Origin of the sequence: Methylobacterium sp. 2A, assembly GCF_009806555.1 — a bacterium.
Classification (GTDB): Bacteria; Pseudomonadota; Alphaproteobacteria; order Rhizobiales; family Beijerinckiaceae; genus Methylobacterium.
This window is the reverse complement of record NZ_VUOK01000057.1, coordinates 1-16876: the sequence shown is the minus strand read 5'-3', so window position 1 is coordinate 16876 and position 16876 is coordinate 1. Positions and strand designations below refer to the sequence as shown.

Sequence of the window (16876 nt, the reverse complement as noted above, 5' to 3'; positions counted from 1 at the left end):
GTGATGGCATCGCCGGCTCCTTCATCCGTCAACGCCGCAAACGCTGATCCGTCGCAACGTCTGCGGGAATAGCTCTAAGGCCCGGGAAGGCGAGACACTGTTAGACGTCGCCGCTGGGTCGCACGTCCGGATCGAGAGCGCTTGCCGGTCCGGATCGTGCGGAACGTGCATGGTGAAGCTTAAGAGCGGCCAGGTTCGGATGTCGGTGGAGGACGCCCTCGGCGAGGACGACAAGACGGAGGGCTTCATCCTCGCCTGCCAAGCCGAGCCCGACGGTGATGTCGTGCTGGAGGCCTGATACCCTACGTCGGCGGATTACCAATCCCGCCCGTGTCTGCTTCCGGACATGTCTGTCCAGAAGCGGACGGTCGGGAATCCACCCTGAGCGGACAGCCTCCTATCGACCCTATCCAGCCGTCCGGACCGCCGTCGTTAATCCCACAAAGCGGTCATTCGTCAGATTGCACTCACGCGGTCGCTTCGTTTCGCGTATCAGGCAGCAAGGACTGTATGACTGGTGCCAAATTCGCTGCCATAAGCTCGTGCGCCTCGGCGGAAAGATGTCCCGACCATTCTGACCAAAGCGATCGACGATCGTTGGTCGATAGCTTTTTCACGTCCGCAAAGAAATCGTAATGCCGGATACTGGTCGCATTCACGAGTTCCCGAAACCGCGTCCGGTAGCAGGTCGGATCCTGCCCCGACTCGAACGTGATGTAGTGCGGAATGGTCACTAGTAGCACCGGAGTGGGACTCGCTGCGATCCATTGCTCCATGATGGACCGCAGCAAAACCCAGCTCGGATGGTCTGCGTTGTTATATTCATGGAGCATTTTGAACTTCGGAAGCCGAAGGATGCCGCTTTTCACGATTTCGCGCAGGGGCTCCAGGGCTCGCGGCAATTTCGGGGCCGAACCCTTTCTCCCGGTAACTTGCGTGAAAAGATTGGTCTCATGGGCCGAGTAGATGTGTGACTTCAATTCCTCAGGCAGCGTCTGCTCGGACCAGATATGCTTTGGCACCGGAACATTGCGTAGTTCGAGACGGTCATCGACGATCTCATAATAAGGTTTTGCGTAAAAAACCGGCGAGCCATCAGATCCACGCGACTCGAAAACCCTGCGGGAGATACGCCTGATGGTCTCGACATATGTGACGATAATCAGCAAGTCGTGCTGAACGTTACAGAGGCGATCATATAAGAGATAGTGTTGGTCAGGGCCGGTGCCATGAATGCCGTAGTTATAAACTTCAAAATTTGGGATCTTCTTTTCTAAGAGATCGCTGAAACGTTTCGCGTTGGAGACGCCGTCACCTGCCGTTTGCGAGTCGCCGAACATCACTGCGCGCAACTTGCCAGGCGTCCGTTTGGGCGTGAATTCGCGTTCCGATCGAAATCCGGCGGCGTTGGTGCGGATTAGATAACCGCCGGTCTTCCCGCTCACACGGAGCTTCAGGCTCGGAATATAGAGGGTGCCGACGGCTGCATCATGTTGCATCATCGTCCGTGTGACGAAGGGGTCATACCGAGACGACGCGAAGTTCATATGCGGGTATCTTTCGATTGTTTGTAGCGTTCCGCCAGGTCGGCACGCCGATCGACGACGATCCTGCGGTGTGCCGCCGGCCATTTATCGTAGTAATTTGTCTTCTGGAGCGACTTTGCTCCGCGCAGGACGGCGGCCAGACTATTGACGACCACGATGAAATAGGGCTGACCCGCAGATCCGGGATACAGACTGTTTGTGGTTTTCGCGACGCCCGTGTTCAGAAAAGTATCGCCTGGTATGAGTTCGGTGTTGAGCGTATCGACAAAATCGCTGATGCCGAGGGACCACTGGACCCGCGGGGGGAAGACGATAACCCGCGTCTGGATCCCGGCGGAGTCGCGCATGGTCGAGGCTTGCTCGCGTATGAAGTGGCGCGGATCACCGGACCGCCACACGGCCACATCGACGGCGCGCGCCAACAGGGCGGCATGGGCATAGGGGCAGGGGGCGAATTTACCGTCGTAAAACTCATTTGGGACGACGATGAATTCCTTGATCCATTGCATGATCTCCTTTTCGATCTGCTCATGAAGCGTCATGATAAGAACCTGCTAGAACATGGCGTAACAGAAGACGCTGACCGACCCGTCTTGGTCGACGGCTTCTTTCTGCAGAGCGGAGGCGATCTTCCTCATCATGGGGGCGAGGGAGCTAAGGTCTCCATCGCCTGAAGCCTCCCAGAACGCGGTCAGTCCATCGATGAGCTGCTCAGGTGTGCTGAACACCGAACGCTCGAAGTCGGCCGCTGCCATCGACGCGGTGAACGGCCGCGAAAAATAAGACCCCTGGTCCTGCATGGGATCCGGCTGAAAGCAGACGGGCTCGCCACGCACCCGTCTCGCTTTTGCGAGCGGGACGAGGCCGCGATCGAACAGCTCTGCGCTCAGGCGCTGGGAGGGGGTCAGGTCAGTCGAGTTCATACTGCGTCTGCCATTCGCTATCGTCGCTCAGCACGGGCTGCTCGGATTTCCAGAGCAGTCTGTCTTCCAGAACGAGAAGGTCGACGTCGGTGCGCATGAAGCAGCGGTAAGCATCCTGCGGGCTGCAGACGATCGGCTCGCCGCGCACGTTGAAGGATGTATTGATCAGCACCGGACAGTCAGTATTCTTGTAGAACGCTTCCAGGATGCGTCGGAATTCGGGGCTTGCGTTGTCGCCGACGGTCTGCACACGGGCCGTAAAGTCGACATGCGTGACGGCCGGTATGTCGCTCCGGACTTGGTTGACGATCGTGAGCATGTTGTCATCATCGCCGAAGTGCAGCTCGACGGCGTGCCGCCGCTCCTCGCGAACAGGCGCCACGAGCAGCATGTAGGGACTTTCGCCCTCCAATTCGAAATAGTCCGCCGCGTGTTCTGCGAGCACCGCGGGAGCAAACGGCCGAAAGCTTTCCCTGAATTTGATCTTGATATTCATACGGCTCTGCATGTCAGGTACACGCGGGTCACCCAGGAGAGACCGCGCGCCCAGGGCCCGGGGACCGAATTCCATCCGGCCACTGAAGAGCGCCACGATCTTGCCCGCCGCCAGCGCGTCGGCGACGCAGCGCGCGCGCTCGTCCGGATCGACGACGAGGTGGCTGGGCGCGTCGGTACGGTCGACGAAAGCGGCGATTTCCTGGGGCGAGAAGGCTGGACCGAGCAGGCTGCCCTTGAGCGCATCCTGCGATCGCCCGGGGGGGCGGGGCACTCCGAACACGGTGTGTGAGGCCAGCAGAGCCGCGCCGAGGGCCCCCCCGGCATCACCGGCCGCGGGTTGGATAAAGAAGCCATCCAGCCCGGCCTCCCTCCAAACGCGTCCGTTCGCTACGCAATTGAGGGCGACGCCACCGGCCAAGGCTAGATTTCTCGACCGCGTCTGGCGCTTCACGTGTTTGACAAGCTTGAGGACGATTTCTTCGGCCACGTGTTGAATGGATGCGGCCAGATCCATTTCGCGTCGGGTGATCATCGTATCCGGCTTGCGAGCCGGTCCGCCGAAAAGGTCTTCGAACCGCGTGTTGGTCATCACCAGCGAGTCGACATACCCAAACGCGCGCGTATCGAGCCGGAAGGATCCGTCCTCGCGGATGTCGACCAGTTCATCGCGGATCAGGCCTGCATAGCGGGGCTCTCCATACGGAGCCAAACCCATCAATTTGTATTCGCCCGAGTTGACCTTGAACCCGCAGTGATAGGTGAATGCACTGTACAGCAGGCCGAGGGAATGCGGGTATCGTAGCTCCTGAAGCAACTCGATGTCGGAGCCTTTTCCGAGGCCAAGCGTACAGGTCGCCCACTCTCCGACGCCATCGATCGTGAGGATGGCTGCCTCGTCGAACGGCGACGGAAAGAAGCTGCTGGCAGCGTGAGCTAGATGGTGTTGCGTGCCGAGCAGGCGCGGGACCTCCCCGAGAACCAATTCCAGATCCCGCGCGAGCCAAGCCTTCGGACCCAGCAGCGCCCGGGATGACGCCATGAACTGATCGCGTCCCGCTGGTGCGACCGCCATAGCACTCTTGACCGCGCGATCCACCGTGAGCATCGAGTTGTCGTAGAAGACCACGCCGTCCAGTTCCGACGCGTCTATGAAAGCTTCACTCAAGCAGTAGTCGATGGCCCGTCGTGGAAAGCTGGAGTCGTGCTTCCTGCGCGAGAACCGTTCCTCCTGAGCCGCAGCGACGATTTCGCCGTCACATACGATCGCAGCAGCCGAATCGTGATAGTAGGCTGATATCCCGAGAACTTTGGCGGCCACCGGCGCATCCCTTGCTCATTGTCTTATTCGCATTTAGACATATTTTCTGCTAGATCTCGGCGAAATCGACGCAACTGAGTGAACACTCGCGCGATGTGCAAAATTCTATATCAAATTGCATCAATTTATTCTACGATTTGCTTGCAGCCATGGGGCTTGAAGGGTACTTGAATCCGCCTGGGTACTTAAGTACTGCGTAGGCAGCTCCCGAAGGGACTGACAGTCAAAATGAATAGAATTAATTGTCGCCTTGCCCTTACTTAAATTAGTATCATTTACCCTAAAACCTGGACTGCCAATATGTCGCACCACTTCATCGCTGAGGCGACTTGGATATAATCAGTTACAATGATGCGAATTCCCCATGTGGAGAGAGTGCTCGCAGTACATCGTTGATGTGATTAGAGTGAATAAGATGACTTTGACAATTCTGCAGGATGTATTCGATCATAATTATGGCGATGCGCAGTAGAATTTCGCGTTCATCAAAGCCACGCATCCGCCCAATGTGGCCGAAGGTCACCGATTCATGGCTTAAGCGCTCGTCTATTAAAGCCTATCCGCCCGGGGGGCAAAATTGAAGCGAACGTCTGGTATTGTGGCTTGAGGGTCTAGAAGCAGACGTGCAGGAAACCACCCCAAGCGGCTATCCCGCTTCCGATCCGGTCACTTAGCACTACTTTGGCAGATCAAGGGAACGAGGTAGGATCCTTGCGGATTCGGGTGCCATGGCGATGGTCATGGGGGATCACGATGTCAGGTGCTGGCGGATGGCGTGAGGATCTGGATCGGTGGCTGCAGCCATTCCTTGCGGGACTGTCCCATCCAGCCCGCCGGGCGATGTGCCCGCTCTATGTGGCCGGGTTGATCGGCCTCGGTGATCGCAAGAGCGTCCAGCCGATGGCCGCGCGGGCCGAGGGGATCCCTTACGACCGGCTCCACCACTTCATCGCGGCCGGGATCTGGGATGAGGCGCCGCTGCAGCGGGCGCTGCTCGGCGAGGCCGATCGCCTCGTCGGCGGCATGGATACGATCCTGGTCGTCGACGATCCTTCGACAAGCTCAGGATGAGGCCGCCTTGCCGAAGAAGGGCAACCGCTCGGTCGGGGTGGCGCCGCAATACGCCACGACGCTGGGTAAGACCGCCAACTGCCAGACGCTGGTGTCGCTCACGCTGGCGCGCGGCGAGGTCCCCGTAGCGGTCAGTCTGGCGCTGTTCCTGCCCGAGACCTGGACGCGCGACCCGGATCGGATGGTCTCGGCCGGCGTACCTGAGGGCCTGCGCGCGGCCCGCACCAAGCTGGAGATCGCGGTTGCGGAGATCGACCGGGTCCGGGCGGGCGGCGTGCGCTTCGGCTGCGTGTTGGCCGATGCCGGATATGGATCCGCCCCGTTCCGGCAGGCCCTGAGCGCGCGTGGCCTGAGCTGGGCCGTCGGGATCTCGGGACGCAGCAAGGTCTACCCGGCCGACGTGACGCTGATCTTCCCCGTCGCGGGGCGTGGGCGACCGCGCAAGCGTCACGTGCCGGATCAGGTCTCGGTCTCAGCGGAGACGATCCTCGCGGACATGAGCGGCCGGGCGGTGACCTGGCGGCGCGGCACCAAGGGCCGGCTGCGGGCTCGCTTCTGCGCGCTGCGCGTCCGGATGGCCGATGGTCCGACCCAGAGGATCGGCGGACAAGGCAACCAGCACCTGCCCGGTGACGAGGTCTGGCTGGTGCGCGAGGAGCGTGGCTCGGGCGAGCGCAAGTACTATCTCTCGAACCTGCCGGCCGAGGCCACCCTCAAGCAGTTGGCCGCAACCATCAAGGCGCGATGGATCTGCGAGCAGGCCCACCAGCAGATGAAGGAGGAACTCGGCCTCGATCACTTCGAGGGCCGATCCTGGACCGGGCTGCATCGGCACGCGCTGATGACGATGATGGCCTACGCCTTCCTCCAATCCCGGCGCCTCGCAGCGGCGGGGCGGAAAAAAAGAATCGCCTGCCCACCACCCCAGCCCTCGATTCCGACGATCCGGCAGGCCATCCTGGATCACCTCAGTCCGCCGCCACCGCGGCGATGCCCGCACTGTGACGCCGATCTCAACCTGCCACCCTGAAACCAATCTGCCAAAGTAGTGTTAGGCGGCACCACGGGCCTGCACCAGGGGCAGCGCCATGCTAATTTTGGCCACGGTGCCAGGCGTCAGGGCGAACGCAATTGGTCGGCCACGACCATCGGCCAAGCAACGGAGTTTGCTCGTGAAGCCGCCGCGCGAGCGGCCGATCGCCGGGCTCCAGCCCCCCTTTTCCGCCCGATGCCGAGATGACCTGCCCCGCCGGGAAGGCGACGGGTCGAGCTCTTATGTGACCGACGCACAACCGCCGACTCGCCTCGATGCTGCTTTTCGACATTCAAGCGTGCCTCATCACATAAGGCGGGTCATTGCTTCGGACCCTCAAATCGGAAACTCCGAGCGATCGATTAAATCCTGTTTGTGCTTCAGTATAAAATCTTGCAAGAAAACGTGCCTTTGTCAGAACGAAATTTGCTACATCTGTTTGCTTGCATACACCATCAGATTTGATTGAGTAGCAATTATGGTTCGTTCAGATCGCCAAATTTTAGCGATAGCAAGCTAGAGACAACCAACATTAAGGTACTGACCATATTTATATTCCGAAAAACCGAGATATACGCATAAAATAAAGCCTCTCGCCTCTGAAAACGAAAATTCCAGACGCGCAAATGGGAATTAATGAACGAATGATCCATTTCAAAACAAGCAAATGTAAATATTTCAAAGATCTGACGGGAATTTTGGGGATCCGTTTGCCGTTCGCCCCGGCGTAGGTGCGGATTGATACGTTACGGTGTTGGCGTCGTGCCTGCCAGTCGAAAGGACCACGCGGGCTGGCCAAAGCCACCAGGCGGGTCTTCCCGAACCGAAAGCGTCCTAACGTCGACGTTTCTGCTTTGCCCACTCCTATCTGATCGCCGGGCCCCACCGGCCTAGCTGGGCTGCTCACGCAACCTATGGTAAGCCATCACTCCGGGGCGGAAGGGATACTAGCGTGCGAATTTGTCGGATCGGGATACGCAATTTCACTAATTTCAGAAACTTTGAGGTCAGAACTGGAAGAAACGTCGTCGTTGTTGGTGAAAACAAAGTCGGCAAAAGCAATCTGCTCTTCGCCCTTCAGCTGATTTTCGACCCAAGCCTCTCGGAGCGTGACCGCCGGCTTGGTCTCGAACACTTCTGGGATGGGCTCGGCGACGACAAATTGGGGGAGACGATCGAGATTTCCGTCGACCTCACGGATTTCGATGTAGATCCGCGCCTGGTGGCCCATCTCGGCGGATACTTGATTGATCCGGGTCCCCCGATGATTTCCCGCCTTACGTACCGCTACCAGCCGATGGCCAGCCTCGAAGGGCAGCCCGGCAGCCTCGCGGACTACGAATACCTCCTGTTCGGCGGCATGTACCCGGACACCCCCGTCGGGAGCACGCTGAGGCGCATGCTGCCCCTCGATCTGCTGCCGGCCCTGCGCGATGCCGAGAAGGATTTGGCGAACTGGCGCCGGTCGCCGCTGCGCCCCCTGATCGAGGACTTGGCCGGAACCCTGTCGGTCGCCGATCGCGACGCTATCCTGGATGCCGTCGACGGCGCGCAGGCCGCGCTTTCGGGGCGCCCGGAGGTCGAGGCCGTGGCCCGGACCATTGGCGGACGGCTGGAAGGCATGGTCGGCCCGGCGCACGCGACCTCCGTCGCGCTCGGGCTGGCACCGTCGCGGTTGGACGCGCTTCTGCGGGCGCTGCGGCTCCTGATCGACCGGGGCGAGCGGGGGATCGCGGAGGCGAGCCTCGGGACCACCAATCTAGTCTTCCTCGCCCTGAAGAGCCTGGAGCTCGACCGGCTGATCCAGGACGGCGAGCGCGACTACACGTTCCTGGCCGTCGAAGAGCCCGAGGCGCACCTGCACCCGCATGTCCAGCGGCTGGTCTATCGGCATTTCCTCGAAACTGCCGAGGTCGACGATGAAGATGTGGACGAGGATCCCCCCGGACGAGCCGGCGACGCCACGGCCGGACGCCACGTCACCATTTTGACGACCCATTCGCCGCACATCGCGAGCATCGCGCCGTTGCGATCGATCGTACTTCTCCGACGTCAAGCCGATGGCAGCACGGAGGGCGTATCGACCGCCGAGATCCCGCTCGACGATGCCGAGGTCGACGATCTGCAGCGCTACATCGACGTCACACGAGGTGAGCTTTTCTTTTCTCGCGGCGTGATCCTCGTTGAAGGCGACGCGGAGCGCTTCCTCGTCCCGGCCTTCGCCGATGCCCTCGATATTCATCTCGACGAACTCGGGATTTCGGTGTGCTCGGTCAGCGGCACCAATTTCGCGCCGTACGTGAAACTGCTCGGGCCATCGGGGCTCAGGATCCCTTTCGTCGTCCTCACGGACCGTGACGAGCTCCCCGACGGCACCGTTCTCGGACCCGGGCGCGTAAGGGGTCTGCTCGGGATCTTGCGACCCGGTCGGGATTACGAGGCGATGGACGAAGCCGAGGTGTTCCGGCGCGGAGCCCTCCGCGGCATCTTCGTAAATTCCAGTACCTTGGAGCCGGCGCTGTTCGCGACGGGGATGCGGCGTCAGATGGTCAGGGTCCTAAAAGCCGATCTTCCCCTCAGGCGAGCGAACAGGGAGTTACTGGACGGGTGGGAGGCCCGCCCGTCGACGCTCGAACCGACGAGGCTCATCAAGCTGATCGAGCGCATCGGGAAGGGACGGTTCGCGCAACGCATCGCCCCCGCAGCGACCGCCGAGCGTTGCCCTGCCTATATCCGCGAGGCCCTGGAGCGGATCCGCGATGAGGTTGCGTAGCACCAGCGCGGCCTACCTCCGGCATGCCGGGGATCTCGCGGACAATCCCGGCCAGCAGGCGGCCTACGACTCGCGAGGCCATTGCGTCGTCTTGGCGGGGCCAGGCTCGGGCAAGACGAAAACGCTCATCCTGAAGCTCGCGCGGATGCTCGCGGAGGATGTGCGGGTCCCCCAAGGCGTGGCCTGCATCACCTATAGCCAGGAGTGCACCCGCGAGCTCAAGCGCCGGCTTGAGCCCCTCGGGCTCGGCGAGTCGCCGAACCTGTTTGTCGGGACGGTGCATGGGTTCTGCCTGCGCCACATCCTCATGCCCTATGCCCACCTCGCCAATATCGGCGTCCCGCGCCAGCTTGCTGTCGCCACGAGCCGGCAGGCCGACGTCGCCTTCAAGGGGGTGGCGGAGCGCCTTCTCGGCCTCAACCAGCCCTACAAGTGGGACGACATGGGCAAGTACCGCCGCGTCCACCTCGACCGGTTCGCGCCGGACTGGGACACCGATCCCGATCTCGCCCGGATCAGCGAGGGCTACGAGGCGGCGCTGCGACGGCAGGGACTAATCGATTACGACGACATGGTCGTGTGCGCCCATCGCTTGGTCAGCGCGCACGACTGGGTGCTGCCGGCTATCGCCGCCCGCTGGCCGATCCTTGCGGTCGACGAATACCAGGACCTCGGCGTCCCCCTCCATCGGATCGTGACGAGATTGGCGTTCGAGGGCGGGGTCCGGCTCTTCGCCGTGGGCGACGCGGATCAGTCGGTCTACGGCTTCGCCGGATCAGACGGCGACCTACTCCTCGAATTGGCGGAGCGGCAAGACATCCAAAGAGTGCGCCTCGAACTCAACTACCGGTGCGCTGGGCGCATCATCGAGGCTTCAGAGTACGCGCTGGGGGAGACCAGGGGCTACCGGCCCTACGACGAAGAGCGTCTGGCGGTGATCCGGTTCGTGGAACGCCCCGGAGGCCTGGCGGACCAGGCGGCACACGTCATCGACACGTTGATCCCCGAAGCCCTGGCGGCCAAGGACGGGCGGAAGCCCGGGGACATCGCGATCCTTTACCGCAACGCCGCGGTCGGCAACGCGTTCGCCGACGCGCTCACGGCCGCGGACATCGAATTCGTCAGGGTCGACACCGGGGCTCCCTACAGGAAAGTGGAGCTTACGAGCTGGATCGAGGATTGCGCGGCGTGGTGTTCGGGCGGTTGGAGACGTGGCCGGCCCCAGCTGGATGGCCTCCTTACACGGTGGGTGAGGTTCCGGACCGGCCTATCGAGCGAACGGGAGGCGAACAAGGCGAAGGGCCTCGTAACGGCATTCCTCATGCGGAACCGCTGCGACGAAGGACTGGCCGCACCGTTCGTCGCGGCGATCCGGCGGGACCTTATCGATCCGCTGGCGCGCGAGGAGCCGAGCCTCCACGACCAGATGGAGCAGGTGCATCGCATGAGCGCGGCCGTGAAAGCCGGCGGCAAGCTCGAAGGTTTGGACCTCGTCGGCCTGGGCGGTCGCGACGGTTCGCCGTCCCACATCAACCTCTTGACCCTGCACTCGTCGAAAGGCTGCGAGTACGACGTGGTGATGATGGTCGGGATGGATCAGGGCGTCATACCCTGGAACAATGAGAGCGCGGCTGAGCTTCGGGAAAGCCGTCGCCTCTTCTACGTCGGTCTCACGCGTGCACGCGACGCCGTTCACCTGATCTATTCCGGCTGGATCGATGGCCGGTACGGCCCCCGCTATTTCGGGAGATCCTCGTTCGTGGAGGAATTGGAGACGCGCCTGCTCGCCGCCGGTCAGGATCGGTAGCGACTGTCCGCGGTGAACAGGATTTGGGGCAACATGCGGGCCTCGCGCGTTGCGGAGGCTCCTGGTCTGGCGGATGGGCACTCCGGTGTCAGGGGTATTCGGGCATTCCGGAGCGTTTCATGGCGGCCTTCTCGGCGATGAAGGACGCGACGCGGAGGAACGGGTCGCGGGCAGCGCTACGGTGAGACCGCTACCCGAAAACGCCTTCGATCTTAATCTGGGACGCGCAGGATCCTGTGGTTCGGAAGCATCGGGATGGCGTTGCGGCACGAGGTCTTCGAGGTAGCAGACCGCCTGCGGGCGCGGGGCGTGGGGGTATCGCTGCATAACGTGATCCGGGAGCTGCGGTACGGGGGCTCGAAGTGTGCGGTGGGGCCGCACCTGCCGGACTGGAAGGCCGAGCGGACCTACCTGTCGCGGGCAGAGGCGGCTTGATTGCCGGAGCTGCTGCAGGGCCTACTGGGCGACTTCGCCTGGCGGCTGTGGGCGGTGGCGCAGGCGGAGGCCGCGGCGGCCCTGACGGCGGAGCGGGCCGCGCTTGAGGCCCGCGCCCGGGCGGGCGACGAGATCCTGGACGAGGCGCTGGCGCGGCTCGACGTGGCGGTGGACCAGGTCTCGCGGAGAGCTTCGTTGAGAAGGTCCTTCAGCTTGGGAACAGTCCTCTCTCTGCTCTATCGCTGGAAGCGGCATATGGTGTTCCCGCGCACCGTTCGTCCAATCCGCGCTCGCGCGGGGCCGCCCCGTAGCAGGAGACCGACGTCGATGGGACGCCGCCCGGCTACGCATCCCAGGTCGGCTGGACCGTGTCCTCACCCGTCTCATCTATCTCGTCCCCGGCTTGTACGACGTAGGCGCTCGCAGCGTCGCGATCGCCGCGGCCGGGATCGAGGTCGGCCCCGAGGGCGGCCGCTATCTCGGGCGGTAGCTGCGAGAGCGCCTGCATCGCCTTCCGTCGCCACGAGGGCCCCCGCTCGCAGAGCTCCAGCCACAGGTCGCGGAGATCGTCCGGCCTCGCCTCCGCAAGGACGGTGATCAGGGAGGCCGCCTGCTGCAGGTCCTTGCGGGCCTTGGCCTGGCTGCGCGCGTCGCGGGCCAAGCGCATCTGCGAGACAGTGAGCTTGTGGAGGGCGTAGCGGGTCGGATCCGGCACGTTGATGGGGATGCCAGCGCCGTGCAGGGCCACGCTGTTGACCTCCTGGTAGAGCAGGAAATCGAGGTAGCGCAGGAATTGCGCGTCCGATCGGATGGCAGGGAGGGATCCGATCCGGGGCAACTCGGGGCCTCGCATGGGACTGAGGATGTCGACGGAGAAAATCTCGTCCTGCCCGCGACGGATCGCGTACCGCATCGTCCGCCGCCCGTCGAACGCGTCCGGTACCGCCGTGAAGCGGTCGTCTACCTTCCTGAGCACGGTCTCCAGGTCGGACGCGATCCGGTCCTCTACGGCGACGGCGATGGACTGGAACTGTCCGACGTCGAGGTCGCCGGTACGGCTCAGGGCGGCCGGCATGCGCATGCCGAGTAGGCCGGGATAGGTCTGGAAAGCGACCGAGCCCACCACGACCGCCCTGAGGCGGAACACGCCGGCCTCGGCCATCGCCGCCATGACATCGCCGGATGTCTTGTCCGGTGCGTGGAGCCGCGCGTTCCTGAGGGCGCGCACCATGTCGCGCCGCTCGCGGAGGTTCGCAGCCGTGTCGGCCAGGGCCTGGATGCGCTTCCGGCTCTTCTCGTCGTCCTTCCCGATGTAGAGAGGTGACGCCCGCTTGCCCCCGATCGTCGGCGGTTGCCAGTACAGGTACTTCCGTCCCCGGGCTACGCGTTCGTAGGCGGACCCGCCTGTAGAGGTGAGGTTCCCCGTGTTGCTCGACCACGCCCTTTCGACGAGTTCAGCGAACATGGTTTGGATCGGTACGGGCAACGGATCCGGCATGTCACGGACCTCGTGTTGTAGGCAAAATTGGAAACTGCCTACAAAGGTAACGGAGACCGCGATCGTTGCAAGCACGTTGTAGGCAGATTGTGAAATTGCCTACAACGTGCTTGGCTGCGCACTTTCTCTCTGAAGCCCCGATTCCCGGACGTAAGCGGCCATTCCCCCACGGCGCTGACCTGACCGGCTGGCTTTGGACCGGGCTGATTGGGAGGATCAACTGGGGCCAAGGGAGTTGGACATGCGGCGAGGTCAGAAGACGAGCGCGGAGCAGGTGGCGCTGAAGCTGCGCCAGATCGAGGTGCAGACGGCACAAGGCAAGAGCTTGGCGCTGGCGTGCAAGGAGGCGGAGATCTCTGAGCAGAGCTACTACCGCTGGCGCAAGGAGTACGGCGGCCTCCAGGTCGACCAGGCCAGGAAGATGAAGGATCTGGAGCGTGAGAACGCGCGGCTACGCCGGCTCGTGGCTGACCTGTCGTCCAAAAAGCAGGTGCTGGCGGACGTCGCCTCGGGAAACTTGTAGCCCCCGAGCGACGCCGGCAGACGGTTGCTGGTGTCCGAGAGAAGTACGGCCTCTCAGAACGTCAGGCCTGCCGGATCGTCGGTCAGCACCGCGGCACGCAACGCTACGTGCCCACCGTGCCGGCCGACGAGGATGAGCTGACCCGCGCTATCATCGCCCTGGCGTCCGAGTACGGGCGCTATGGCTATCGCCGCGTCACCGCGCTGCTGCAGGCAGCAGGGTGGTAGATGGGCAAGGACCGGGTTCAGCGCATCTGGCGTTGCGAGGGGCTGAAGGTCCCACAAAGGCACCGACCACGCAGCCGTCTCTGGCTGAACGACGGCTCATGCGTGCGGCTGCGCCCGCTCCACCGCAATCACGTCTGGAGCTTCGACTTCGTGCCGGCCCAGACGCACTACGGCCGAACCTTGCGCATCCTGACGCTGATCGACGAGCACAGCCGGACCTGCCTGGCGCTGAAGGTGGCGCGGCGCATCAACAGCGTCGGCGTGATCGAGGCTTTGGCAGACGCCATGTGCTTGCACGGCATCCCGGAGTACATCCGCTGCGACAATGGCCCTGAGATGATCTCGAAGGCACTGCGCAAGTGGGGCGCTAAAGCTGGCTCGCAGATCCAGTACATCGCACCGGGCTCGCCGTGGGAGAACGGGTACTGTGAGAGCTTCAACGGCAAGCTGCGCGATGAGTGCCTACGCCAAGAGATTTTCTACTCGCTGAAGGAAGCGCAGATCGTGATCGGTCTATGGCAAACCACCTACAACCGCGTCCGGCCGCATTCGTCGCTTGGCTATCGACCGCCCGCGCCCGTCAGCTACCCGGATCTGGCCTTCCGGCTACCCATGGCCGCTGCCATGCAGTAGCCTCTCAATTAGCTCGGTCCAAAATATCGGTCAGGTCAGTCAGCGGAGCCGGCCTTCCAGAAAATGGCGAAGATCGCCGACATGGAGTTGCTGGCCGAGGAGCGGCCCGAGCAGCTGAAGAAGGTGATCGTCGACCTTCGTGCCGACATCGCGGCGGTGATGCACGACGGACTGTCGGAGACGTCGCCGCTCGCGCAAATGCCCTCCGAGAAGCGGTCGATGTACGAGTACCTGTTCGACCTCGTCTACGAGGCTCGGCAAACCGCGTCGCAGCGAAGGCATTGGTCGACCGCATTCTCGACAGGTTGCGAGCGGAAGCCGAGCCCACCTCCCGCCCTGATGAACCGGCAACCGCTGCCAAACGACCACGATAGCGCAAGCTAGATGTCGTTTCCAAGGAGGTTGTCCTTGGGGAGCCTGCTTGTTGGCGGTTGTCCACCGAGTGCCGAGTGAGGTCTGCGGCTGTTGTAGTCGCACAGCCAGAGGGTCATTGCGGCGGTGCGTTCCTGGGATGAGGCGTACGGGGTGGCATAGAGCCATTCGCGCAAGGTGGTCTGGATGAAGCGTTCGGCTTTGCCGTTGGTGCGGGGCGTGTAGGGGCGGGTGCGCTTGTGGGTGATCGCCCTGGCCGCGAGGGCGTCGCGGAACAGGTGGCTTTTGTAAGCCGAGCCGTTGTCGGTCATGACCCGCTCGACGGTGACGCCGAGGCTTTCAAACCAAGCCAACGCCCGCTCCAGGAAGGCGGTGGCGCTTTCCTTCCGCTCGTTAGGCAGGATCTCGGTGTAGGCGAGCCGCGAGGCATCATCGACGGCCACGTGCAGGGCCTCCCAGCCGGTGCCGCGCTTGCTGCTCTGGCCGGTCCGGTCGCCGGTGATGCGGTGGCCGACGCCGTCGATGCGCCCGAGCTTCTTCGTGTCGAGGTGGAGCAACTCGCCCGGTTTGTCGCGCTCGTAGCGGATGACGGGCGACTTGGGATCGAGGGCGGCGAGCCGGCCCAGGCCGAGGCGGCGCAGCACGAGGCCCACCGTCGAGAGCGGCAGGCGCGCCTGCCGGGCAATGGCTGGCCCGGACAGGCGCTCGCGGCGCAGCCGGGCGATCTCGGCGACCGCAGCGTCATCCAGGCGCGTGGGTGAGGTGTGCGGGCGCGACGAGCGATCTGCCAGACCCGCTGCGCCTTCGGCGGCGAAGCGGTCACGCCACTTGCGCACCGTCTTCGAGGTGATCCCCAGCGCAACGGCGACCGCGCTCACCGTCCAGCCCCGAGCCAGTCGATCGACAATCAGCTGTCGACTATGGGGCGTCGTGCGCGCATTCTGGTGGACGTCCATCCGAGGCTCCGGGTCCGAGGTTGCAGGCTTCGCAACCACAGCCTCGCTCGACACCCTCGGATGGACAACCTCCATAGCAATGACAGCTAGGGCGCCAGAGGGTGACGGTAGACCCCGTCACCTACGAGGTCGGCCCCCCAAACTTCAAAGGCATCAAGGCTCGTCGCAAGGGGATGGCCGGCGATCGCGGCCGGTGAATTGAGCGGCCTGTATAGATCGCCCGCCGCTCGGTTTCGGAAATGGTAGTTTAAGCTGTTGGCTAGAACATCGGCCGCCAGGACGAGTCCATCGCCTTCACAGACGGGGACGATGGTTAGTTCTTGGACGCTCGCCTCGATCTGCATGTCTGGCGAAAGGTGAGCTTTGACCGAGATCGAGCCGGTAACGATCTTGTTTTCGACCGTATCGAAGCCCGTGACCGTCTTTAGGGTCGGATCGACGCTTAGCAGGCGCTCGGCCACGCTCGTAAATTTCTTGATTATCGGGCTGTCGATCTGATCGGAGCGAATCTCAATCTCGAGTAGTTTCCTTTTTTCTCCTCGAGGAACGCGATGAGGTGGCCGTATAGCCCGGCGAAAAGCTCGACGTGCATGGATGCTGGCTCTTCTCGGGGACTTCCCCGTTTGACCCTCGGCGGCTCCCCTCCCCGCGCCTCTTCAGCCATCTTCTTGGCCATTTGGCGCAACTCCTGATGCCGTAAATGGAATGCGTGCAAACCGGCGACATGGATCGCGTACCAGAAGCACGGGAGCTGGAGCCGACTTATGGCATCGTAGATGTCGCGGCGTAGTTTCGCCTTCGCTGCATCATCGAGGTCAGTAATGTGCAACTTGCCTGTGGCTGGCTTGTAGCGGTCGTAGATCGACTTGAAGACCGGCTCCACCGTCGGCAGGTGGGTATCCGGGACCATGATGCCGGCGAACACGCCGACCTCCCCCGGGTAGGTTTCGTTCTGATCCGCATACCCTTTGGCGCCCGATTCGTCGCAGGCGAGGATGACCTTCGTGAATTGCTGCATGGGCGTCACTCCCCCCGAGGCCCCGCGGACCACCAGAGCTAGGGCGCTGCTACGTTCTGATCACGGGCATGGACGCACGCGCCGCGCAGCGAGATAACCATATGGCAATTTGCCTGAGCGTTGAGCGGTTCTTTGAAAGGGCTCATTGAACGCTAGAGCTATTCCCACCTATGTAGCGACGGCCAAGTCATCTTCGTAACCAGCAGCAGTGAGACTGTTTCGGCACTCGTCTGGTGTGAAGCGG

General features: G+C 62.7%; 13 protein-coding genes and 3 pseudogenes. 7 read left to right on the top strand and 9 right to left on the bottom strand.

All coding sequences use genetic code 11. From position 1 onward, the window contains the following. Positions 1 to 43 precede the first annotated feature (43 nt). Positions 44 to 298 carry a 2Fe-2S iron-sulfur cluster-binding protein gene (locus tag FVE89_RS24915; protein WP_161392850.1) on the top strand — a complete coding sequence of 85 codons (255 nt, stop codon included), beginning with the start codon at positions 44 to 46 and terminating at the stop codon, positions 296 to 298. Positions 299 to 467: 169 nt separating this feature from the next. Here FVE89_RS24915 and FVE89_RS24910 read toward each other — a convergent pair whose 3' ends face one another. Genes FVE89_RS24910 through FVE89_RS24895 form a run of 4 tightly spaced genes read right to left on the bottom strand, consistent with a single transcriptional unit; the run spans position 468 to position 4286 of the window. Continuing rightward, the gene (locus FVE89_RS24910; protein ID WP_161392849.1) at positions 468 to 1547 is read right to left on the bottom strand and encodes an SGNH/GDSL hydrolase family protein; all 1080 of its coding nucleotides are present in this window, start codon (positions 1545 to 1547) and stop codon (positions 468 to 470) included. Further along, positions 1544 to 2089 carry a hypothetical protein gene (locus FVE89_RS24905; protein WP_161392848.1) on the bottom strand — a complete coding sequence of 182 codons (546 nt, stop codon included), beginning with the start codon at positions 2087 to 2089 and terminating at the stop codon, positions 1544 to 1546. Before FVE89_RS24905 ends, FVE89_RS24910 begins: the two co-directional genes overlap by 4 nt. 12 nt (positions 2090 to 2101) lie before the next feature. Continuing rightward, a complete protein-coding gene (locus FVE89_RS24900; protein ID WP_161392847.1) occupies positions 2102 to 2470 on the bottom strand; it encodes a hypothetical protein in 369 nt (122 codons plus the stop codon). Next, positions 2457 to 4286: a carbamoyltransferase gene (locus FVE89_RS24895; protein ID WP_161392846.1), complete on the bottom strand. Its 1830-nt coding sequence runs from the start codon at positions 4284 to 4286 to the stop codon at positions 2457 to 2459. Before FVE89_RS24895 ends, FVE89_RS24900 begins: the two co-directional genes overlap by 14 nt. A gap of 753 nt (positions 4287 to 5039) precedes the next feature. Between FVE89_RS24895 and FVE89_RS24890 the strand changes: the two are divergent. Continuing rightward, positions 5040 to 6269 (top strand): annotated as a pseudogene (locus tag FVE89_RS24890) (IS701 family transposase); the annotation flags it as partial. A 187-nt stretch (positions 6270 to 6456) separates the two neighbouring features. Here the strand turns inward: FVE89_RS24890 and FVE89_RS30680 are convergent. After that, positions 6457 to 6576 (bottom strand): annotated as a pseudogene (locus FVE89_RS30680) (IS5/IS1182 family transposase); the annotation flags it as partial. Positions 6577 to 7342: 766 nt separating this feature from the next. Here FVE89_RS30680 and FVE89_RS31715 point away from each other — a divergent pair. The 3 genes from FVE89_RS31715 (at position 7343) to FVE89_RS24875 (ending at position 11405) form a co-directional block, all read left to right on the top strand. After that, positions 7343 to 9163, top strand: coding sequence for an AAA family ATPase (locus FVE89_RS31715; protein WP_161392845.1), 1821 nt, complete (start codon positions 7343 to 7345; stop codon positions 9161 to 9163). Beyond that, positions 9150 to 10970 carry an ATP-dependent helicase gene (locus FVE89_RS24880; protein ID WP_161392844.1) on the top strand — a complete coding sequence of 607 codons (1821 nt, stop codon included), beginning with the start codon at positions 9150 to 9152 and terminating at the stop codon, positions 10968 to 10970. Before FVE89_RS31715 ends, FVE89_RS24880 begins: the two co-directional genes overlap by 14 nt. A 255-nt stretch (positions 10971 to 11225) precedes the next feature. Further along, a complete protein-coding gene (locus tag FVE89_RS24875) occupies positions 11226 to 11405 on the top strand; it encodes a DNA-binding protein (protein ID WP_161392843.1) in 180 nt (59 codons plus the stop codon). 343 nt (positions 11406 to 11748) lie between these two features. On the opposite strand, the gene FVE89_RS24870 is transcribed toward FVE89_RS24875, so the two are convergent. Next, positions 11749 to 12870: a GSU2403 family nucleotidyltransferase fold protein gene (locus tag FVE89_RS24870; RefSeq protein WP_161392842.1), complete on the bottom strand. Its 1122-nt coding sequence runs from the start codon at positions 12868 to 12870 to the stop codon at positions 11749 to 11751. Positions 12871 to 13144: 274 nt separating this feature from the next. Here FVE89_RS24870 and FVE89_RS24865 point away from each other — a divergent pair. Both FVE89_RS24865 and FVE89_RS24860 read left to right on the top strand, forming a co-directional pair. Next, a pseudogene (locus FVE89_RS24865) lies at positions 13145 to 14286 on the top strand (IS3 family transposase). Positions 14287 to 14349: 63 nt separating this feature from the next. Continuing rightward, entirely contained in the window at positions 14350 to 14670 is a 321-nt protein-coding gene (locus FVE89_RS24860) for a hypothetical protein (protein ID WP_161392841.1), read from the top strand. On the opposite strand, the gene FVE89_RS24855 is transcribed toward FVE89_RS24860, so the two are convergent. The 3 genes from FVE89_RS24855 to FVE89_RS24845 form a co-directional block, all read right to left on the bottom strand. Continuing rightward, positions 14667 to 15614 (bottom strand): IS481 family transposase, encoded by a 948-nt coding sequence (locus FVE89_RS24855; protein WP_161392840.1) that lies wholly within the window; start codon positions 15612 to 15614, stop codon positions 14667 to 14669. The genes FVE89_RS24860 and FVE89_RS24855 overlap by 4 nt on opposite strands. An 86-nt stretch (positions 15615 to 15700) precedes the next feature. After that, a complete protein-coding gene (locus tag FVE89_RS24850; RefSeq protein WP_161392839.1) occupies positions 15701 to 16075 on the bottom strand; it encodes a hypothetical protein in 375 nt (124 codons plus the stop codon). 17 nt (positions 16076 to 16092) lie between these two features. After that, positions 16093 to 16632 carry a hypothetical protein gene (locus tag FVE89_RS24845; RefSeq protein ID WP_161392838.1) on the bottom strand — a complete coding sequence of 180 codons (540 nt, stop codon included), beginning with the start codon at positions 16630 to 16632 and terminating at the stop codon, positions 16093 to 16095. Positions 16633 to 16876 lie beyond the last annotated feature (244 nt).

Coding starts and splice junctions, on each gene's coding strand:
- FVE89_RS24870 (WP_161392842.1), bottom strand. CDS start 12,870: ATGTTCGCTGAACTCGTCGAAAGGGCGTGGTCGAGCAACACGGGGAAC.
- FVE89_RS24910 (WP_161392849.1), bottom strand. CDS start 1,547: ATGAACTTCGCGTCGTCTCGGTATGACCCCTTCGTCACACGGACGATG.
- FVE89_RS24905 (WP_161392848.1), bottom strand. CDS start 2,089: ATGACGCTTCATGAGCAGATCGAAAAGGAGATCATGCAATGGATCAAG.
- FVE89_RS24855 (WP_161392840.1), bottom strand. CDS start 15,614: ATGGACGTCCACCAGAATGCGCGCACGACGCCCCATAGTCGACAGCTG.
- FVE89_RS24860 (WP_161392841.1), top strand. CDS start 14,350: ATGGCGAAGATCGCCGACATGGAGTTGCTGGCCGAGGAGCGGCCCGAG.
- FVE89_RS24875 (WP_161392843.1), top strand. CDS start 11,226: ATGGCGTTGCGGCACGAGGTCTTCGAGGTAGCAGACCGCCTGCGGGCG.
- FVE89_RS24900 (WP_161392847.1), bottom strand. CDS start 2,470: ATGAACTCGACTGACCTGACCCCCTCCCAGCGCCTGAGCGCAGAGCTG.
- FVE89_RS24880 (WP_161392844.1), top strand. CDS start 9,150: ATGAGGTTGCGTAGCACCAGCGCGGCCTACCTCCGGCATGCCGGGGAT.
- FVE89_RS24845 (WP_161392838.1), bottom strand. CDS start 16,632: ATGCAGCAATTCACGAAGGTCATCCTCGCCTGCGACGAATCGGGCGCC.